Genomic DNA, 18314 nt, shown 5'->3' on the forward strand with positions numbered 1-18314 from the left:
GCGATTGCCCTGTGCCGGCATGGGGGCCTGAGGCGATGCTGTTCACCACCCTCCTCCTGTCGCTCCGCGAAATCCGCCGCCACCTGCTGCGCTCGTTCCTGACGACGCTCGGCATCATCATCGGCGTCGCGGCGGTGATCACCATGGTGACGCTGGGCAACGGCGTCTCGGCGTCGGTCCAGGCCTCGATCAGCTCGCTCGGCAACAACACGCTCACCGTCTTCCCCAGCGGCGGCCGGCGCGGCGGCGGCAATGCGCCGCCCAGCTTCGAGAATGCCGATGTGCTGGCCATCCGCCAGCAGGTGAGCGGCGTCAGCGCGGTGGCACCCCAGGCCTCGTCCTCGGCGCTGGCGGTGCGCAACGCGCAGAACTGGACCGCCTCGGTCACCGGCACCAGCAACGACTATTTCGACGCGCAGAACCTCGAATTCGCCGGCGGCCGCCGCTTCACCGATGCCGAGCTGACCGCCGGCAAATCGGTCTGCGTGATCGGCGACACGATCCGCACCAACCTGTTCGCCAACGAGGATCCGGTGGGCGAGCGCTTCCGCCTCGGCACGGTCAGCTGCGAAGTGATCGGCGTGCTGAAGAAGCGCGACAATGCCGGGTTCAGCGATCCCAACTCCACCGTGGTGCTGCCGCTCAAGACCGTGCAGCGCCGCTTTGTCGGCAACCAGAACGTGCTGGCGATCCAGGTGGCGGTAGCGAAGGGCTATGACACCGCGACGGTCAAGCAGTCGCTGACTGGCCTGCTGCGCGAGCGCCGCCACATCGCGCCGGGCCAGCCCGACAATTTCGACATCTTCGACAGCGCCGAATTCGCCTCGACCATCCAGAACCAGACGCAGCAGCTCACCCTGTTCGTCGCCGCCATCGCCGCGGTGAGCCTGCTGGTGGGCGGCATCGGCATCATGAACATCATGCTGGTGTCGGTGACCGAACGCACCCGCGAGATCGGCATCCGCCTCGCCATCGGCGCGCTGGGCAAGGAGGTGCTGCTGCAGTTCCTCGTCGAGGCCGTCGCCCTCTCCTGCCTGGGCGGCATGATCGGGATGGTGCTCGCCTTCTTCGCCTCCTGGGGGCTGGCAACGCTGGCGACCCTGCCCTTCCAGTTCGACCTGTCGATCAACCTGATCAGCTTCGGCATCTCGGCGCTGATCGGGATCGTGTTCGGCTTCTTCCCTGCCCGGCGCGCCGCCGCGCTCAATCCGATCGACGCCTTGCGGCACGAATAGCCGCGGCAGCCTCGAGATTGCGCAGGTCTTCCAGGTCCTGCCGGGTATCGATGTCGACCAGTTCCTCGGGCCGGGTGATGACATGGTGGCCGCGCAGGATCAGCGAGCGCGCGCCGGCATCGCCCTCCAGCGCCCGCAGCTCGGCGAAATGGTCGCGTCCGATCAGCGCCGGCGGCATCGGCCGCACCCCGTCGCTGGAGGCGACCAGCGTCGCGCCATTGTCCGAGGCATCGAACAGCCGGTAGCAATGCGCGACGGTGACGCGCGGCATGTCGGCCAGCGCGATCAGCACTGCCTCCGCGCCAGCCTTCTCCGCCGCCTCCAGACCATAGCGCACCGAGCGTGCCTGGCCCTGCGACGAATCGGGGTTCTGGATCACCTGAAAGCCGCGCGACACGAAGTCGAGCGTCGTGTCCCACACCACGGCGATCCGGGCGAGGAACGGGATCCGCTCCAGTGCGGTCACGACATGCAAGGCCAGCGGCTGGCCCAGATAATCCTCGGTCAGCTTGTCGCCATCGGCGAAGCGGTCGGAACGACCCGCGGCAAGCAGGACGAGGGCGGTCTTTTCAGGCGTCAGCATGGAAGGTCTTCACCATGGCGGCAGCGATGGACAGGGCGATCTCGGACGGACCGATCGCGCCGATCGAAAGCCCCGCCGGCCCCTCGATCCGCGCGAGATCCTGAGGCGAGACGCCTGCCGCGGCCAGACGTTCCAACCGCGCCGCATGGCTGCGCCGCGAGCCCAGCGCCGCGACATAGCCGGTGGGATGGGCGAGCGCCGCAATCAGCGCGGCATCGTCGATCTTGGGGTCGTGGCTGAGCGTCACCACCGCCGTGACGGGATCGGGCCTGCGCGCGGTCACCGCCTCGTCCGGCCAGCGATCGTCGAGCACCACGCCGGGGAAGCGTTCTGCGGTGAGGAAGCGCCCGCGCGGATCGATTACCGTCGTCGCGATGCCGAGTTCGCGGGCAAGCCCGGCCAGCGCCTGGGCGATCTGCACCGCGCCGACGATCAGCAGCCGCCGCGGCGGATCGTAGCGGTTGACGAAGCCACCGGCCCCGATCGCGCTTTGTCCGGTGGCGAGGTCCGTCCCGACCTCCAGCGGCCGCCCCTCGGCGCGCGCGGCTCGGATCGCGTCGAACAGCTCGGGCGGGAAGCCCGTCGCCGATACCGGCTGCACCAGCACCGCGATCTGCCCGCCGCACGGCAAGCCCACTTCCCAGGCGGCGGCGTCGGCGACGCCATAGTCCTTCACCACCGCAGGCGCGCCGGCGATCACCTCGGCGGCGGTCTGCAGGATGTCGGTCTCGACACAGCCGCCCGAGACCGAACCCTCGAACCGGCCGTCCTCGTGCACCAGCAAATGGCTGCCGCGCGGGCGCGGCGCGGAACCCCAGGTCGTCACCACCGTCGCCAGCGCCATCCTCGCGCCGCGCCAGGCTTCGGCCGCTGCCAGCACGCTATCGTTGTCGGCCACTTGTCTCGCTCCCGTCACATCCGCTGCCTAACCGCCTAGCCGAAGGAGAGTTTCGTGACGAGATCGATGCTTTTGGCGATGGCCCTGCTGGCGCCCGCCGCCGCTTTCGGACAGGATCGTGCGATGCAGAAGCCCATGCCCCGCATCGTCGTCATCGGCCACCGCGGCGCCAGCGGCGAACGCCCCGAGCACACGCTGCTTTCCTATCAGCGGGCGATCGACACCGGCGCCGATTTCATCGAGCCCGATCTGGTCCCGACCAAGGATGGCGAGCTGGTCGCCCGGCACGAGAACAACATCACCGACACCACCGACGTGGCGGCGCATCCCGAATTCGCCGCGCGCAAGACCACCAAGACGATCGACAGCCAGACGCTCACCGGCTGGTTCACCGAGGATTTCACGCTTGCCGAGCTGAAGACGCTGCGCGCCAAGGAGCGGCTGCCCAAGATCCGTGCCGGCAACACCGCCTTTGACGGCCAGGCGACGATCCCGACGCTCGACGAGATCATCGCGCTGGCGAAGACGGAATCGGCGCGGCTCCACCGCACGATCGGCATCTATCCCGAGACCAAGCACCCGAGCTATTTCGCCGCGATCGGCTTGCCGCTCGAGGCGCGGCTGGTCGCCAAGCTCAAGGCCGCCGGCTGGGACCGCGCCGATGCGCCGGTGTTCATCCAGTCGTTCGAGGTCAACAACCTCAAGCAGCTCCACACCATGACCAAGGTGCCGCTGATCCAGCTGATGGCCGGCAGCGAAGGCCCGGCCGATCATGCGGTTGCCAGCTACAAGGACATGGCGACGCCGGAAGGGCTGAAGGCAGTGGCGACATATGCGTACGGCATCGGCCCGGAGCTGACGCAGATCATCGCCACCGACGGCACGCCCTCCACCCTGGTCGCCGATGCCCATGCGGCGGGGCTGAAGCTCCACCCCTGGACCTTCCGCGCCGAGAATTTCTTCCTGATGCCCGCCTACCGCACCGGCACCGATCCGGCGGCGCATGGCCGGCTGGCGGACGAGATCGCCGCGTTCCTGAAGGCGGGGATCGACGGCTTCTTCACCGATTTCCCTTCCATCGGCGTGCCGGCTCGGGATAGCTACCTGAAGGCCAACGACAAGTAAGGGTTCCCCGATGCGCATCCTCCCCGTTCTGCTCGTGCTGCCGCTGCTGGCGGGGGGATGCGTGGTGAAGACCGCGGTGAACGTCGCCACGCTGCCGGTGAAGGCGGGCGCCAAGGCAGTCGACTGGACCACCACCAGCCAGGACGAGGCCGACCGCAACCGCGGCCGCAAGATGCGCAAGCACGAAAAGGAATGCCGCAAGCATCCCGAGCGCTGCCAGGACGAGCAGCGCTAGGCCACGGCCCGTCCCGAGCGGGTCAGATTTGATCCCTTGCGCCGCGAGCGCCCCCGAGATTTATGGGGCCCCACATCACATCGGGGGATTTCGGGTTGCGCACCTTTCTGATGACGGCAATTCTCGCGGCATCCGGCACGGGCGCGGTACCGCAGCGGCAGGCGGCGCCCGCGCCGCGCGCCACGCTTCTGGTCGTCAACCAGAAGGACGCGACCCTCAGCATTGTCGATCCCGAGACCAAGCAGGTCGTCGCGAAGATCGACCAGGGCACCAGCAACCGGGTCCATGCCCATGAAGTCGCGGTGTCCCGCGATGGCCGCTCTGCCTTCCTGCCGATCTACAGCGATGTCGCGCTCGGCAAGCCGGGGATCGACGGCCACCAGATGCTGGCGGTCGATCTTCCCAGCAGGCTGATCGCCTGGACCCTCGATTTCGGCAGCGGCGTGCGGCCACACCTGCCGGTCGTCGATCCGGTATCGGGGCTACTCTACGTCACCACCGAGCGGAAGAACGCCGTGACGGTGATCGATCCGGCCCGGCGCCGCATCCTCGGCACCATCCCCACCGGCGCCGAGCAATCGCACATGCTGGCGCTCTCGCACGACGGGCGCTTCGGCTACACCGCCAATGTCGCGCCCGGCTCGGTGTCGGTGCTCGACCTGAAGCGGCGCAAGACGCTGGCGGTTATCCCCGTCGCAGGCGGCGTGCAGCGAATCGCCGTCTCGACGGATGACCGCTGGCTGTTCACCGCGGACACGCAGCAGAACCGGCTCGCCGTGATCGATGCCCGCAAGCATCTGGTCGACCATTGGATCACCCTGCCCGGCATGGGCTATGGTGCCGCCGCGATGCGGGACGGGCGGCATCTGCTCGTCGCGCTACCCTTGGCGGATCAGGTCGCGGTGATCGACCTGGTGCAGGGCAAGGTCGTCCGCACGATTGCCGTGGGCACGCTGCCCCAGGAAATCCTCATCCGTCCGGACGGCCGCACTGCCTATGTCTCCTGCGGCAGGAACGATACAGTGACGGTGCTCGACCTCGATCGCTGGGAAGCAAGCGCCACCATCGCCACCGGCCCGGCGCCCGACGGCCTGGCCTGGGCGGGACGCTGACGCGGCAGCGCCGGTCCGATCGCTATCGTAGGAAAGGTTCGGCGCCGGCGCTCAGCCGCCGAGCACGCCCAGCCGCACCAGCTCGGCGCGGAACGCCGCCGCGCCGGTGAACACGACGCCGTGGATGCCCTGCGCCCGCGCCGTTTCGACATTCGCCGGCAGATCGTCGACGAACACCGCATCCGGCCCCTGCAGTCCGAATCGCTCCAGAGCGAGCGTGTAGATGGCGGGATCGGGCTTGGTCAGCTTCTCGTCGCCCGAAACGACGATGCCCTGGAAACGGCCGAACAGCCATTCGACCTGCGGCATCCAGTCGCGCCAGAACTCGCCCGAGAAGTTGGTGATCGCGTACAGCGGCACGCCCGCCGAATCGAGCTCCTCGATCAGCGTGACCATGTCCGGGAAGGCCGGCCCCAGCTGCTCGGCGAATCGCGGTCCCCAGAGCGCGATCTTGTCGGCATGCTCCGGATACAGCGCGCTCAGCTCCGCCGAGGTCTCGGCGAAGGGGCGGCCAGCGTCATGCTGGAAGTGCCATTCCTTGGTCGCGACCTGCGACAGAAACGCATCGAGCGCCTGCTCGCTGTCGAACAGGCGCTCGTATACGAGTCGCGGTTCCCAAGGGAAAAGAACGTTGCCGACGTCGAAGATGACGGCGTGCGGCGCGGTTCCCACGTGGGCGATCAGCCCTGGCGTGCCTTGAAACGCTTCTGCGTCTTGTTGATCACGTAGATCCGGCCACGGCGGCGGATCACGCGGTTGTCGCGGTGCCGCCCCTTGAGCGACTTCAATGAATTCACGATCTTCATGACCGATTCGCTTCTCAAATTATCTGGAATGCCGGAAAGAGGGGCTCGCCTATAAGCGCGGCGCCAGGAAGTCAAGGCCGGCCGTACCGATGCGCCCGATCCGCGGCACCGAACGTTCCATCCCCGGGCGCGACCGCCAAATCCGCTCGACCGGCAGCCGTTCGGCAGCGTAGACCGGGTACGCCCACGAAACAGGAGTGCGTGTTCGTGAATCCGTATCTGCGTCTTGCCCTGCTTGCCACCCTGCCCGCGCTGGCGGCCGGCTGCACCACCACCGGCGTCCACACGCCGATCGACGTTACCCGCTATCATCTCGGCCAGCCGCTCGAGCGCACCACCGTCAGCGTGGTGCCGATGACCGGCGCGATGGACGTGACGCCCGAGTTCCGCGCCTATGCCGATGCGGTGCAGGCGGAGCTGAACAAGCTCGGCTATGTCCCCGCCACCAGCGAGCGCCCGGCCGGCTATATCGCCTCGGTGTCGTTCACCCGTGCCTCGCGCGGCGTGATCCAGGATCGCCCGCCCGTATCGGTGGGTCTCGGCGGCAGCAGCTTCGGCGGCAGCCGCGGCGGCGGCGTCGGCCTGGGCGGCGGCATTTCCTTCGGCATCGGCAAGCGCAAGCAGCAGGAAATCCTCGTCTCGCAGCTCTGGGTCCAGCTCCGCCGCCGCGCCGGCGAGAACGTGATCTGGGAAGGCCGCGCCGAGACGACGGGCGTCGGCATCAAGGACAATCAGCCCGCCGCCACCGCCCAGCGCCTCGCCGCTGCGCTGTTCAAGGACTTCCCCGGCGAGTCCGGCATCACTACGACGGTAAAATGAGCATCCAGATCAGCGCCGCGTTCGACAGCGGCAACATCCGCGTGGTCGCCATCGAGGGCGACCGGGTCGACTGCGAGATCGTCCTCGATCACCAGTCGGACTTCTTCCAGTGGTTCCACTTCCGCGTCGCCGGCGCCAAGGGGCGGACGCTGACCTTCCGCATCCTCAATGCGGCGAGCTCGGCCTATCCGTTCGGCTGGCCGGGCTACAAGGCGCGCTGGTCGGCGGACCGCGAATCGTGGCGGATGACCGACACCGACTATGCCGGCGGCATCCTCAGCTTCACCCACCATTTCCAGACCGACATCGCCTGGTTCGCCTATTTCGCGCCCTATTCGATGGAGCGGCACCACGACCTGGTCAGCCGAATCGCGCTGGCCGAGGGCGTGACCCACCGCCAGCTGGGCGAAACGCTGGACGGCCAGCCGATCGACTGCTTGGTCGTGGGCGAAGGCCCCAAGCAGGTCTGGCTCTATGCCCGCCAGCATCCGGGCGAGAGCATGGCCGAATGGTGGATGGAAGGCGCGCTGGAATTCCTCACCGACGAGGACAATGCGGTGGCGCAGGCACTCCGCAGCAAGGCGACCTTCCACTGCGTGCCCAACATGAACCCGGACGGCTCGCGCCGCGGCCATCTGCGCACCAATGCGGCGGGGGTGAACCTCAACCGCGAATGGCACACCCCGACGCCGGAGCGCAGCCCGGAAGTGCTGGCGGTGCGCAACCGGATGGACGAGACCGGCGTGCACTTCGCGATGGACGTGCACGGCGACGAGGCGATCCCGGCCAATTTCCTCGCTGGCTTCGAGGGCATTCCCAGCTGGACCGACGCCCTGGGCGAGAAATTCTATGAATTCGGCCGCCGGCTGGCTGCGCACACGCCCGATTTCCAGACCGAGCTCGGCTATGACAAGGCGCCCCCGGGCAAGGCCAACCTGTCGATGTCGACCAACCAGCTCGCCGAGCGGTTCGGCGCAGTGTCGATGACGCTGGAAATGCCGTTCAAGGACCATGACGCCAATGCCGACCCCGAGTTCGGCTGGTCGCCGATCCGCAGCAAGCTGCTCGCCCATGCCTGCCTGGAAACGCTGGCAGGGATGATCGACACGCTGTGATCGCGATCCGGGAAGGCGGGCTGGACGATGTGCGGGTGCAGGACCTCCTGCGCCTGCACGCCTCGGGCATGCTCGCCAACTCACCGGCGGAGAGCTGCCATTTCCTCGACCTATCCGGCCTTCAGACGGCGGACGTCACCTTCTGGAGCGCCTGGGAGGGCGAGGACGCGATCGGCATGGGCGCGCTGAAGCTGCTCGACGCGACGCATGGCGAGGTGAAGTCGATGCGGACGGCCCCGGCGCACCTCGGCCGGGGCGTCGGCGCGGCTATGCTGGCGCATATCCTGTCCGTCGCCCGGGCGCGCGGACTGGCGCGGCTGAGCCTGGAGACCGGCACCGCGCCGGCCTTCGAGCCGGCGATCCGGCTCTACACCCGCTACGGATTCCTCCCCTGCCCGCCCTTCGGCGACTATCGCGAGGATCCGCACAGCCGCTTCCTGACGCTGGCACTGTAGGCGCGGGCCGACGCCCGAAGTTTAGGAAGTTTAGGCGTTCGCGCGTTTCGAGCGGTCGCGCGACGGGCCGTCGAGGGCGTGCGAAGTTTAGGAAGTTTAGGCACGGACACTGCGGCGCGCACGTCGCATCGACGGCGCAGGCAAAGGCTAGCTCGCCCGTCGCGTCGCGCGCGCGACGATGGTTTCGAACGAGATCAAAGAGCGGCCGCCAGACGGCGATGGAATACGGAACATATAAGGAACATTGCTTCGCTCGCAAGGCGACGGCTGCTCTCGATGCGGCGGACAGTGGTTGTCGCCAATGTCCGACGTTGGTGGGAAATAGACAGGCAGGTTTCGGGAAAGCGCGTTCCCGTTATCTGGGCTTGGCCGATGGATGACTCGGCAGCCGCAGCGAAACCACTCAAGCCGCGGCAGCTGTCATCTACCCTGCCCTTCGAAGTGAGCCGAGCCCCGCCACCACAACGAGCGCAGCAACAGCATCGCAAATCAGCCATATTGGTACAGGACCGAGACCGGCATCAGCGAAGAACTGGCCGGGGTACGCTCCAAATCCGAAAGGTACAAAGATTAAGAGCACTGCAGCCACTGCAGTGACCATGACAATATACAGCCGCCACCATTTCGTCATTCCAGCACCTCGTTTTTTGGCATAACGCGGTGGGCGAATGTCTGCAACTGGGCCGGAGCCGCCATTGCGGAAATTGGTGGGAAGCTACCGTTGATTGCTTCGGCGATCAGTGTATTATGAAAGCATGTCACGCAAAAGCTTCCTGCGGCCTCTTTTTTGGGATGCTTCCCGCGATCGGCCGCAAAACAAGTGGATGATCAATCTCGCCGTCATGCTTGTGATGACACCTATATTGCTTATCTTCCCTATCACCACCCAGTTCTTTCTGCGTCCGCTCTGGATGTTTGATGACTGGGATGCCTTCGCCCTTTTCGCCATGTTCTATGGTGCACCTTGGTTCCTCGCCGGGTGTCTGATTTATGCAGCTGCGAACGTTGGCGAGCCGGTTGAACCGGGAGCATAGTCCGACTTGTTACGGCGGCTCTTGGGCGGCAACTGCCCCACCACCGCGCCGCAAGGTAAAAGAGCGAAACTGCTGCGACGGCGCCGCCGACAACGCACGCCCAGAAGAAGATCGGTTCGCTCGCACGGGTGATGCCGTCGCCGTCCGCCGATGCGGCTCCAAGGATCACGCTGCGCCCCGTGGCAATCAGGGCGACGCATCCAACGAGCAGGGGGGCGATCGTCATCCTTCCTCCTAGTAGAGCCTCGCGACATCACAGGCCATTGCGGGCGGCAGTCCCGGGCTTGCGCGCGCCCTATGCCGAACGCCCAGACACGCGCGGGCCCGGCCATTCGGCACGGGGCGATTCCCCCACCAGGGCCATGCCCACGCCCTCGGTCGCCCGTACCGGCAACGCCGAAGCGTCGAAGCCGTCCAGGCAGAAAAGGTTGATGCCGTAATGGTCCGGCTGGACGCGCTTGCGGTGGAACACATAGATGCCGCAGCGGCGGCAGAAATGATGCTTCGCGCGCATCGTGTTCCATTGATAGGTGGCGAGCAGTTCCTCGCCTGCCTCGATCCGCAGCGCCGCTTCCGGCACCTTCACCATCACCGCGTTGCGCTTGACGCAGAGCGAGCAGTCGCAGGTCGTCACTTCCTTGGGTTCATGGGCGATGGTGAAGCGCACGCCGCCGCAGTGGCAGGAGCCGGAATGGACCGTCACCACCGCGCCACGCCCTCGAGATAGAAGAGGCAGGCGCCCTCCAGATCGACGCGGTCGCCGCGCAGGCGGCACCACATCTCGCCGCCACGCGGGGAGGCCTGACAGGCATGCAACTCGGTCTTGCCCAGCCGCTCGGCCCAAAAGGGTGCCAGTGCGCAATGCGCGCCGCCGGTCACCGGGTCTTCGGGAATGCCCTTGGCCGGCGCGAAATAGCGGCTGACGCAGTCATGGTCGCCCTCGCCTGCCGCCGTGACGATCAGGCCGGCGGCGGGCAGCCGCGCGATCGCGGCAAGGTCCGGAGCGAGCCGGCGGACCGCCTCGGCGGAGCCAAGGCGGGCGAGAAAGTTGAAGCCGTCCCACACGACCTCCTCGGGCACGGCGCCGATGGCGTCAGCGAGCCCCGTCGGCGTCTCGGCCGGCACGCAGCGGCGCACCGGAAAGTCCATGACATAGCCGATGTCGGAGCGGCCTACGGTAAGCGGGCCGCTGGCCGAGTGGAACACCACCTGCTCCCGCGCCGGTTCGATCCGTTCCAGCACCACCGCGGCACTGGCAAGCGTGGCATGGCCGCACAGCGGCACCTCTACCGCAGGGGTAAACCAGCGGATGCGATAGTCCTCGCCCTGCGGCACGAGAAAGGCCGTCTCGGCCAGATTATTCTCGGCCGCGAGTGCCTGACAGAGTTCCGTGGAAGGATCGCTGTCGAACAGCATCACGGCAGCCGGATTGCCCGCAAAGCGCTGGCTGGTGAACGAGGCGAGCTGAAAAAGGCGTGCTTCCATGCCGGCCAGGCTAACAGGCAAGCGGTTACGCGGCCAGCACCGCCGCCCTCAAGCGAACAGGGACAGCGTCCCGCTTTCCAGCGCTTCCGGGATCGACAGCCGCTCGCCGGGATCGCGCAGGTGAGTGGTGGGCTCCGGCACGAGGTTCCACGGCGTCACCACCGCGTCGCACCAGGCGGTGAACAGGCCCGAAGACCAGGCCCGGATGCTCTCTTCCGCCTCGGGCAGCATGCCCATAGCGAGGGTGGATTCCGCTTGAATCGTCATCGTTCCCGCTCCCTGTCAGCGTGTTCGATCCCGCACTCCCCCGAGTCCCGTTCCTTATACGCCAAAAGCGCCGGGAATGCACGGTACTGCAATCGTTTAGCCTGCGCCCATGCCCGCCGCGAACGCGATTCTCAGCGCTTCGGAAAGGCTCTTGGCGCCGAGCTTGGCCATCACATTGGCCCGGTGCACTTCCACCGTGCGGGCCGAGATGCCGAGATCATAGGCGATGGTCTTGTTCGGATAGCCCTGCGCGAGCCCTTCCAGCACCTCGCGCTCGCGCACGGTGAGCGCGCCGAGCAGCGTCTCGGCATCGGCGGCGCGGGCCTTGACGTCCTCGGCCGCTTCCAGCCGCTCGAAGCCGCGATGGATCGCATCGATCAGCGCGGTGCCCGACATCGGCTTTTCGAGGAAGTCGACCGCGCCGGCCTTCATCGCCCGCACCGCCAGCGAGACGTCGCCGTGACCGGTCAGCACGATCACCGGCAGCGCGATGCCGCGGGCATGGAGTTCCTGCTGCACCTCCAGCCCGTCCATCTCCGGCATGCGGATGTCGAGCAGCACGCAGCCCGGCTCGACATGCCGCGCTTCCTTGAGGAACGCGACGCCCGAGGGCCAGGTCTGCACCGCGAAGCCCTGGGTCTTGAGCATGAAGCTCGCCGAACGGCGGACACCATCCTCGTCGTCGACGATATGGACGAGGCGCTTGTCGGTCACGGACTATTTCCTTCTTCTACATGGACGAGGGTGAAGTGGAAGGCGCTGCCGCCGCCCTCGCGCGGCTCCAGCCAGATGCGACCGCCATTGGCCTCGACGATGGTGCGGCAGATCGAAAGGCCGAGCCCCATGCCGTCCGCCTTGGTGCTGTGGAAGGCGCGGAACAGGTCCTCGGCGACCGCGGGCGCCACGCCGGGGCCGGTATCCGCCACCGTCACCCGCACGAAGCCGGGCGTGTCACGCCGGCTGGAGACGGTCAGCCGCCGCTCGGGCACCTCGGCCATCGCCTCGATCGCGTTGCGCATCAGGTTGATCAGCACCTGCTGGATCTGGATGCGATCGACCAGCACCGGGCCTGCGGCGGGATCGAACCGGAACTCCGCCACCACGCCCGTCTCGCGCGCGCCGATCAGCGCCAGCTTGCACGCCTCGTCGACGAGATCGGGGATGTGCTCGACACTCTTCTCCACCTCGCCGCGCGCGACGAACTCGCGCAGGCGCCGCACGATCGTGCCCGCACGCAGCGCCTCCTGTGCGGTGTCGTCCAGCGACTCGCGGATCATCGGCAGGTCTTGCGGATCGTTCGCGTCGATCAGGTTGGCGATGCCGCGCACATAGTTGACCACCGCGGTGATCGGCTGGTTGAGCTCGTGCGCCAGCGTCGAGGCCATGGTGCCCATCGCGCTGACCCGCGCGGCATGGATCAGGCCGGAGCGCAGTTCCTCGATCCGCTGCTCGGCGCGCTGCTTGTCGCTCAAGTCGCGGATGAAGCCGGTGAAGACCCGCTCGCCCTCGGTGATCGCCTCGCCTACCGACAGCTCGATCGGGAAGGTGGTGCCGTCGCGCCGCTTGGCGGTGACGGTGCGGCCGGTGCCGATGATCCGCCGCTCGCCGGTTTCGAGATAGTGGCGGATATAGCCATCGTGCCGGCGCCCCTCCCCCATCGGCATCAGCAGGCTGATATTGGCGCCGACCACCTCGTCCTCGGCATAGCCGAACATCCGCTCGGCGGCGGCGCTGAACGAGACGATGTTGCCGCGCTCGTCGATGATCACCATCGCGTCGAGCACGGTGGCGAGGATCGAGCGGAGATGGTTGGCGGCGGCGGTCGCCTGGCGCTCGCTGGCGCGCTGCTCGGTGATGTCGCGGATCACCTTGCCGAAGCCGCGCAGCCGCCCGTCGGGGCCACGCAAGGGCGTGATCAGCACCTGCGCCAGAAACTCGCTGCCGTCCTTGCGCAGCCGCCAGTCTTCCTCCTCCAGCTTGCCGTCGCGCAAGGCCGCATCGAGATCCGCGCGCGGCTTGCCCGCGGCGACGGCGGCGGGCGGGTAGAACAACGCCATGTCGCGGCCCAGCACTTCGGCCTCGCGCCAGCCCTTCAGCCGCTCCGCGCCCTCGTTCCAGAAGGACACGCGGCCCTTGGGATCGACGGTGTAGATCGCGTAGCCGACGGCGCCGTCGATCAGCAGGTTGAGCTCGGCGGCCAGTTCGTCGGCGCGATCGGCACGCCTGCGGGCATCGGCCTCCTCGGCGCGCAGCCGGCGGCGCAGCGCGCGGCTGTACGCCGCCAGCAGCAGGATCGCCGCCGCCCAGGCGAGCAGCACGCCCACCAGCACATAGCGCTCGCCGCGTGACACCAGGGGCGCGAGCGCGAGCCCCGAGACCAGCAGCAGGAGCGTCGCCAGCGCTTCCGGAATGCGCCGCCGCAGCCGCTCCGCCACCGTCACCGGCGCGGGCATGTCGAACTGCGGGAGCGGGAAGTTCATCGCGCCAGCGCGCCGAGCAGCTCAAGCCGCCCGACCGGCTTCTTCACGACATGCGCGAAGCCGGCGGCGCGGGCCGCGTCATCGAGTTCGGCATGGCTCTGCCCGAGCAGGATCGCACGCCCCCGCCAGCCGCGCAGGGCGAGCTGGCGCAGCAGGTGGATCGCATCGCCATCGACCAGCTCGCGCGCGATCAGCAGGGTGCGGATCTGGTCGAGCGTCGCCTCCTCCATCGCCGCCGCGGCGGAGGCGAAGGCGCGCACCTCCATCCCGCAGCCCTGCAGCAACAACTGGACCGCGCGCCGCGATTCGTCCTGCGAATCGACCAGCAGCACCCGCTCGCGGGGCGCCCGGCTCGGCATGGGGACGCCCTCCTTCATGCGGCGGCTCCGGGCGACGCGAGAGGGGGGACGAGGCAGACGCTAATACGCATGCCGCCAAATTATGGGCTTCGTATCTGCAGCGGCATGCGGATTGGTACGTATTGCCGCGCGGTTCAGCGCGAATAGCGCTCCTCCGACCAGGGGTCGCCGCGCAGGTGATAGCCGTTCACCTCCCAGAAGCCCGGGCGATCGCGGCCGATCACCTCGATGCGCGAAATCCACTTCGCGCTCTTCCAGAAATAGAGATGCGGCACCACCAGCCGCGCCGGGCCGCCATGGTCGCGGTGGAGCGGCTTGCCTTCCCAGCGATGCGCGATCAGCGCCTCGGGCGCGGCGAAATCGGCGAGCAGCAGGTTGGTGGTGTAGCCGTCATAGCCGTGGAGCATCACCGCCTCGGCCTCCGCGCGCGGCTCCACCATCTCCAGCAGCCGCGCGGTGGCGACGCCCGCCCAGCGATTGTCGTAGCGCGACCAGCTGGTGACGCAGTGGATGTCGCTCGTCCGCTCGTCCGTGGCGAGCGCCTCGAAGGCCGGCCAGTCGAGCGTCAGCGGCCGGGCGACCATGCCGTCGATGGTCAGCCGCCAGCGCTCGGGCCGCACCTCGGGCTGGCGGCCGAGATCGAGCACCGGCCAGTTGGTGACGAGATGCTGGCCCGGCGGCAGCCGCTCGGCTTCGGGGCGCGCGGTGCGGCCGGTGAGGAACTTGCCCGCCTCGGCCCAGGCGCGCTTGGAGCGGGTGAGCTTGCTGTCCTCGTCCATTCGGCGGCTCCCTCGTCAGGCCGGCTTCCGCTCGCCGGCGATGGTCGGCAATAGCTCGGAGACGGTCGGGTGGATATGCACGGCATGCGCCAGGTCGGTGGCGGTGCCCTGCTTCACCATCAGATCGAGCACGCCGTGGATCGCCTCGTCGCCGCTGGTGCCGAGGATCGCGCCGCCGAGGATGCGCCCCGTGTCCGCATCGCTGACCAGCTTCATGAAGCCGAGCGTCTCGTCCTTCTCCACCGCGCGGCCGACCCGCGTCATCGGGCGCTTGCCGACCTCGATGCGGTGCCCCGCCTTCTTCGCTTCCGCCTCGCCCATGCCGACGCGGCCGAGCGGGGGGTCGATATAGAGCGCATAGGCGGGGATGCGGTCGGTCACCTTGCGGTCGGCGCCGTCGAGCAGATTGTCCGCGACGATCTCGAAATCGTTGTACGCGGTGTGGGTGAACGCGCCGCGGCCGTTACAGTCGCCCATTGCCCAGATGCCGTCGACGTTGGTGCGCAGCCGGTCGTCTACCTGGACATAGCCGCGCGCGTCGGTTTGCACGCCGGCCGCATCGAGCCCGAGATCGTCGGTGTTGGGCGTGCGTCCCACCGCGAGCAGGACATGACTGCCCAGCACCTCGGGGCTGCCCTCATGGCAGTCGACGCCGACCAGCACGTCCTCGCCCTGGCGTGCGAAGCGGATGCACTCCGCACCGGTGCGGATCGCGATGCCTTCGGCTTCCAGGATCTCGCGGACCGCCGCCGAGATGTCGGGATCCTCGCGGCCGATCAGGCTGGGGCCCTTCTCGACGATCGTCACCTCGGCGCCGAAACGGCGGAACATCTGGCCGAACTCCAGCCCGATATAGCTGCCGCCGACCACCACCAGATGGCGCGGCACCGCGTCCAGCTTCAGGATCGTGCTGTTGGTGAGGAACGGCACCTCCTCGACGCCGGGCATGTCCGGCACCAGTGCGCGGCCGCCGACGTTGAGGAAGATGCGATCGGCCTCCAGCACCTCGTCGCCGACGCGTATCCGGCGGGGTGATTCGAAGCGGGCCTGGCCGAAGAACAGCGTGCAGTTCGCCATGCCGTCGATCCATTGGCGGAGCGACGCGCGCGAGTCGGCGGAGACCTTGTCGGCCCGCGCGCGCACCCTGGCGAAATCGATCCCCACCTCGCCGCCGATGGTCACGCCGAAATCGGCGGCGCGCCGGGCCATGTGCGCGGCAGTGGCGCTGGCGACCCAGGTCTTGGTCGGCTTGCAGCCGGTGTTGACGCAGGTGCCGCCGAGCAGATGCCGCTCGACCAGCGCCACCGACATGCCCGCATCGCTCAGCCGCCCGGCAAGCGGTGTCCCCGCCTGCCCTGCACCGATCACGATTGCGTCGAAGGTGCGGCTCACAGCGATGTTACCGTGACGGCAGCGATGCCGATCGCCGCGAGATCCTCGACCAACGCGGCCGGCAGATCGGCGCCGAACGCCCGGCACAGCGCCATCCGCGCCGCATAGCCGCCGAGGGTGCCGATCACCGCCCCCAACAGCGCGGCGGAAATGGTGAACGCCATCGCGCTCGCGGCCAGCCCGATCGCGGCGCCGCACATCGCGCCCGAAACCAGCCGCCCGATGAACCCCGGCGGCGACTTGCGGCTGGGCGTCGTCGGCAGCTTGTCCGCGACATATTCGCCGATCGCCAGCAGCGTGAAGATCCACGGCGTGCCCCACCAGCCCATCCAGCCGAGCCAGGTGCCGCCCAGCGGCAGCCAGCCGGCATAGGCCGCCCAGGCGATCGCCATCGGCGCGGTCATGGTGCGCATACCGGCGACGATGCCGATCAGCAGCGCGAGAATCAGGGGCGGCATCGACAGGTCTCCCTTAAGCGCGACCATAGCAGCGCCTTTCCGCGCGCCAACGCAACTGGACTTGGGTATGATCCCGTCGCCAACGAAACGAACCGCGCCGGGTTGCAACGCGCCACCGATTGAAGGATCAGGCGGGCCAACCAAGCCCATCAGGAGAACCGGCCATGAAGACCCGCGCCGCCGTCGCCTTCGAAGCGAAGAAGCCGCTGGAGATCGTCGAACTCGATCTGGAAGGGCCCAAGCCCGGCGAAGTTCTGGTCGAGATCATGGCCACCGGCCTCTGCCACACCGATGCCTACACGCTGGACGGCCTCGATTCCGAAGGCCTGTTCCCCTCGGTGCTCGGCCATGAAGGCGCGGGCATCGTCCGCGAGGTGGGCGCCGGCGTCACCAGCGTGGAGCCCGGCGACCATGTCATCCCGCTCTACACGCCCGAATGCCGCCAGTGTAAGTCGTGCCTGTCGGGCAAGACCAACCTGTGCACCGCCATCCGCGCCACCCAGGGCAAGGGCCTGATGCCCGACGGCACCACCCGCTTCAGCTACAAGGGGCAGCCGATCTTCCATTACATGGGCTGCTCGACCTTCTCGAACTTCACCGTGCTGCCCGAAATCGCGGTGGCGAAGATCCGCGAGGACGCGCCGTTCCAGACCAGCTGCTATATCGGCTGCGGCGTCACCACCGGCGTCGGCGCGGTGGTCAACACCGCCAAGGTGCAGGTGGGCGAGACGGTCGTGGTGTTCGGGCTGGGCGGGATCGGCCTCAACGTGATCCAGGGTGCGCGCCTCGCGGGCGCCGGCCAGATCATCGGCATCGACGTGAATCCGGACCGCGAGGCATGGGGCCGCAAGTTCGGCATGACCCACTTCCTCAACACCAAGGGCATGTCGCGCGAGGCGATCGTCGCCAAGGTGGTCGAGATGACCGACGGCGGCGCCGACTACAGCTTCGACGCGACCGGCAACACCGAGGTGATGCGCACCGCGCTCGAATGCTGCCATCGCGGCTGGGGCGAATCGATCATCATCGGCGTGGCCGAGGCAGGCAAGGAAATCAGCACCCGCCCGTTCCAGCTGGTCACCGGCCGCGTCTGGAAGGGCACCGCGTTCGGCGGCGCCAAGGGCCGGACCGACGTGCCGAAGATCGTCGACTGGTACATGAACGGCAAGATCGCGATCGACCCGATGATCACCCATGTGCTGACGCTGGAAGAGATCAACAAGGGCTTCGACCTGATGCATGCGGGTGAGAGCATCCGCAGCGTCGTGGTGTATTGAGAGGAGAAACCGCCATGTTCAGCCACGTGATGCTGGGCGCCAACGACCTCACGGCGTCCAAGGCCTTTTACGATGCCGCGCTCGGCGCGCTCGGGATCCCGCCGGGCCAGGGCGACCCGAAGAAGCGGATCCTCTATGCCCATGACGGCGGCCGCTTCATGCTGACCAAGCCGATCGACGGCGCACCGGCGTGCCACGCCAATGGCGGCACGATCGGTTTCCGTGCGGCGAGCCCCGAGCTGGCCGACGCCTGGCACGCCGCAGGCCTGGCGCATGGCGGCACCGCGATCGAAGACCCGCCCGGCTGGCGCGAGAGCCCGTTCGGCGCGCTCTATCTCGCCTATCTGCGCGATCCGGCGGGCAACAAGGTGTGCGCGGTGCACCGCAAACCCGCCTGATC

General features: G+C 67.9%; 23 protein-coding genes. 10 read left to right on the plus strand and 13 right to left on the minus strand.

Going from position 1 to position 18314, the window contains the following annotated elements; translation table 11 throughout:
• The first annotated feature begins 35 nt into the window (after positions 1-35).
• Complete coding sequence (locus QZ814_RS00825; RefSeq protein WP_294329129.1) at positions 36-1235, plus strand: ABC transporter permease; 1200 nt, start codon at positions 36-38, stop codon at positions 1233-1235.
• Here QZ814_RS00825 and QZ814_RS00830 read toward each other — a convergent pair.
• Together QZ814_RS00830 and QZ814_RS00835 are read right to left on the minus strand one after the other, a co-directional pair.
• Complete coding sequence (locus QZ814_RS00830) at positions 1204-1818, minus strand: nucleotidyltransferase family protein (RefSeq protein ID WP_294329130.1); 615 nt, start codon at positions 1816-1818, stop codon at positions 1204-1206. The two genes, QZ814_RS00825 and QZ814_RS00830, sit on opposite strands and share 32 nt — an antisense overlap.
• On the minus strand, positions 1805-2716 hold the full coding sequence (locus QZ814_RS00835; RefSeq protein WP_294329131.1) for an XdhC family protein: 912 nt from the start codon (positions 2714-2716) through the stop codon (positions 1805-1807). Before QZ814_RS00835 ends, QZ814_RS00830 begins: the two co-directional genes overlap by 14 nt.
• Positions 2717-2839: 123 nt before the next feature.
• Between QZ814_RS00835 and QZ814_RS00840 the strand changes: the two genes are divergently transcribed.
• The 3 genes from QZ814_RS00840 (at position 2840) to QZ814_RS00850 (ending at position 5188) form a co-directional block, all read left to right on the plus strand.
• Positions 2840-3841: a glycerophosphodiester phosphodiesterase gene (locus QZ814_RS00840; protein WP_294329170.1), complete on the plus strand. Its 1002-nt coding sequence runs from the start codon at positions 2840-2842 to the stop codon at positions 3839-3841.
• Between the two features lie 10 nt (positions 3842-3851).
• Positions 3852-4076, plus strand: a complete 225-nt coding sequence (locus tag QZ814_RS00845) for a hypothetical protein (protein ID WP_294329132.1) — start codon at positions 3852-3854, stop codon at positions 4074-4076.
• A gap of 110 nt (positions 4077-4186) precedes the next feature.
• On the plus strand, positions 4187-5188 hold the full coding sequence (locus QZ814_RS00850) for a cytochrome D1 domain-containing protein (RefSeq protein WP_294329133.1): 1002 nt from the start codon (positions 4187-4189) through the stop codon (positions 5186-5188).
• Positions 5189-5239: 51 nt separating this feature from the next.
• On the opposite strand, the gene QZ814_RS00855 is transcribed toward QZ814_RS00850, so the two are convergent.
• Both QZ814_RS00855 and ykgO read right to left on the minus strand, forming a co-directional pair.
• The gene (locus QZ814_RS00855; RefSeq protein ID WP_294329134.1) at positions 5240-5860 is read right to left on the minus strand and encodes an HAD family phosphatase; all 621 of its coding nucleotides are present in this window, start codon (positions 5858-5860) and stop codon (positions 5240-5242) included.
• Between the two features lie 8 nt (positions 5861-5868).
• Positions 5869-5994 carry a type B 50S ribosomal protein L36 gene (ykgO, locus tag QZ814_RS00860; protein ID WP_010543750.1) on the minus strand — a complete coding sequence of 42 codons (126 nt, stop codon included), beginning with the start codon at positions 5992-5994 and terminating at the stop codon, positions 5869-5871.
• A gap of 207 nt (positions 5995-6201) precedes the next feature.
• Here ykgO and QZ814_RS00865 point away from each other — a divergent pair, with 207 nt between their 5' ends.
• The 4 genes from QZ814_RS00865 (at position 6202) to QZ814_RS00880 (ending at position 9417) form a co-directional block, all read left to right on the plus strand.
• Entirely contained in the window at positions 6202-6813 is a 612-nt protein-coding gene (locus QZ814_RS00865) for a DUF4136 domain-containing protein (RefSeq protein WP_365897865.1), read from the plus strand.
• The gene (locus QZ814_RS00870) at positions 6810-7928 is read left to right on the plus strand and encodes a M14-type cytosolic carboxypeptidase (protein WP_294329136.1); all 1119 of its coding nucleotides are present in this window, start codon (positions 6810-6812) and stop codon (positions 7926-7928) included. The genes QZ814_RS00865 and QZ814_RS00870 overlap by 4 nt, the downstream gene beginning before the upstream one ends.
• Positions 7925-8383, plus strand: a complete 459-nt coding sequence (locus QZ814_RS00875) for a GNAT family N-acetyltransferase (RefSeq protein WP_294329137.1) — start codon at positions 7925-7927, stop codon at positions 8381-8383. The genes QZ814_RS00870 and QZ814_RS00875 overlap by 4 nt, the downstream gene beginning before the upstream one ends.
• Positions 8384-9207: 824 nt before the next feature.
• On the plus strand, positions 9208-9417 hold the full coding sequence (locus tag QZ814_RS00880; protein ID WP_294329138.1) for a hypothetical protein: 210 nt from the start codon (positions 9208-9210) through the stop codon (positions 9415-9417).
• A gap of 295 nt (positions 9418-9712) precedes the next feature.
• Here the strand turns inward: QZ814_RS00880 and QZ814_RS00885 are convergent, their stop codons facing one another.
• The 9 genes from QZ814_RS00885 to QZ814_RS00925 form a co-directional block, all read right to left on the minus strand.
• Positions 9713-10120, minus strand: coding sequence for a GFA family protein (locus tag QZ814_RS00885; protein WP_294329139.1), 408 nt, complete (start codon positions 10118-10120; stop codon positions 9713-9715).
• Positions 10117-10902: a PhzF family phenazine biosynthesis protein gene (locus tag QZ814_RS00890; RefSeq protein ID WP_294329140.1), complete on the minus strand. Its 786-nt coding sequence runs from the start codon at positions 10900-10902 to the stop codon at positions 10117-10119. The genes QZ814_RS00885 and QZ814_RS00890 overlap by 4 nt, the downstream gene beginning before the upstream one ends.
• Positions 10903-10950: 48 nt before the next feature.
• Positions 10951-11169 carry a hypothetical protein gene (locus QZ814_RS00895; RefSeq protein WP_294329141.1) on the minus strand — a complete coding sequence of 73 codons (219 nt, stop codon included), beginning with the start codon at positions 11167-11169 and terminating at the stop codon, positions 10951-10953.
• A 96-nt stretch (positions 11170-11265) separates the two neighbouring features.
• The gene (locus tag QZ814_RS00900; RefSeq protein ID WP_294329142.1) at positions 11266-11883 is read right to left on the minus strand and encodes a response regulator transcription factor; all 618 of its coding nucleotides are present in this window, start codon (positions 11881-11883) and stop codon (positions 11266-11268) included.
• Positions 11880-13649, minus strand: a complete 1770-nt coding sequence (locus QZ814_RS00905) for a PAS domain S-box protein (RefSeq protein ID WP_294329143.1) — start codon at positions 13647-13649, stop codon at positions 11880-11882. Before QZ814_RS00905 ends, QZ814_RS00900 begins: the two co-directional genes overlap by 4 nt.
• On the minus strand, positions 13646-14008 hold the full coding sequence (locus QZ814_RS00910; RefSeq protein WP_294329144.1) for a response regulator: 363 nt from the start codon (positions 14006-14008) through the stop codon (positions 13646-13648). The genes QZ814_RS00905 and QZ814_RS00910 overlap by 4 nt, the downstream gene beginning before the upstream one ends.
• 134 nt (positions 14009-14142) lie before the next feature.
• Entirely contained in the window at positions 14143-14787 is a 645-nt protein-coding gene (locus QZ814_RS00915) for a sulfite oxidase-like oxidoreductase (RefSeq protein ID WP_294329145.1), read from the minus strand.
• Positions 14788-14802: 15 nt separating this feature from the next.
• Positions 14803-16179: an FAD-containing oxidoreductase gene (locus QZ814_RS00920; protein ID WP_294329146.1), complete on the minus strand. Its 1377-nt coding sequence runs from the start codon at positions 16177-16179 to the stop codon at positions 14803-14805.
• The gene (locus QZ814_RS00925; protein ID WP_294329147.1) at positions 16176-16637 is read right to left on the minus strand and encodes a DUF4126 domain-containing protein; all 462 of its coding nucleotides are present in this window, start codon (positions 16635-16637) and stop codon (positions 16176-16178) included. The genes QZ814_RS00920 and QZ814_RS00925 overlap by 4 nt, the downstream gene beginning before the upstream one ends.
• A 164-nt stretch (positions 16638-16801) precedes the next feature.
• Between QZ814_RS00925 and QZ814_RS00930 the strand changes: the two genes are divergently transcribed.
• Together QZ814_RS00930 and QZ814_RS00935 are read left to right on the plus strand one after the other, a co-directional pair.
• Positions 16802-17914, plus strand: a complete 1113-nt coding sequence (locus QZ814_RS00930) for an S-(hydroxymethyl)glutathione dehydrogenase/class III alcohol dehydrogenase (RefSeq protein WP_294329149.1) — start codon at positions 16802-16804, stop codon at positions 17912-17914.
• Positions 17915-17928: 14 nt separating this feature from the next.
• Positions 17929-18312: a VOC family protein gene (locus QZ814_RS00935; RefSeq protein ID WP_294329150.1), complete on the plus strand. Its 384-nt coding sequence runs from the start codon at positions 17929-17931 to the stop codon at positions 18310-18312.
• The last annotated feature ends 2 nt before the right edge of the window (positions 18313-18314 follow it).

Source organism: uncultured Sphingomonas sp. (assembly GCF_913777625.1).
GTDB lineage: Bacteria > Pseudomonadota > Alphaproteobacteria > Sphingomonadales > Sphingomonadaceae > Sphingomonas.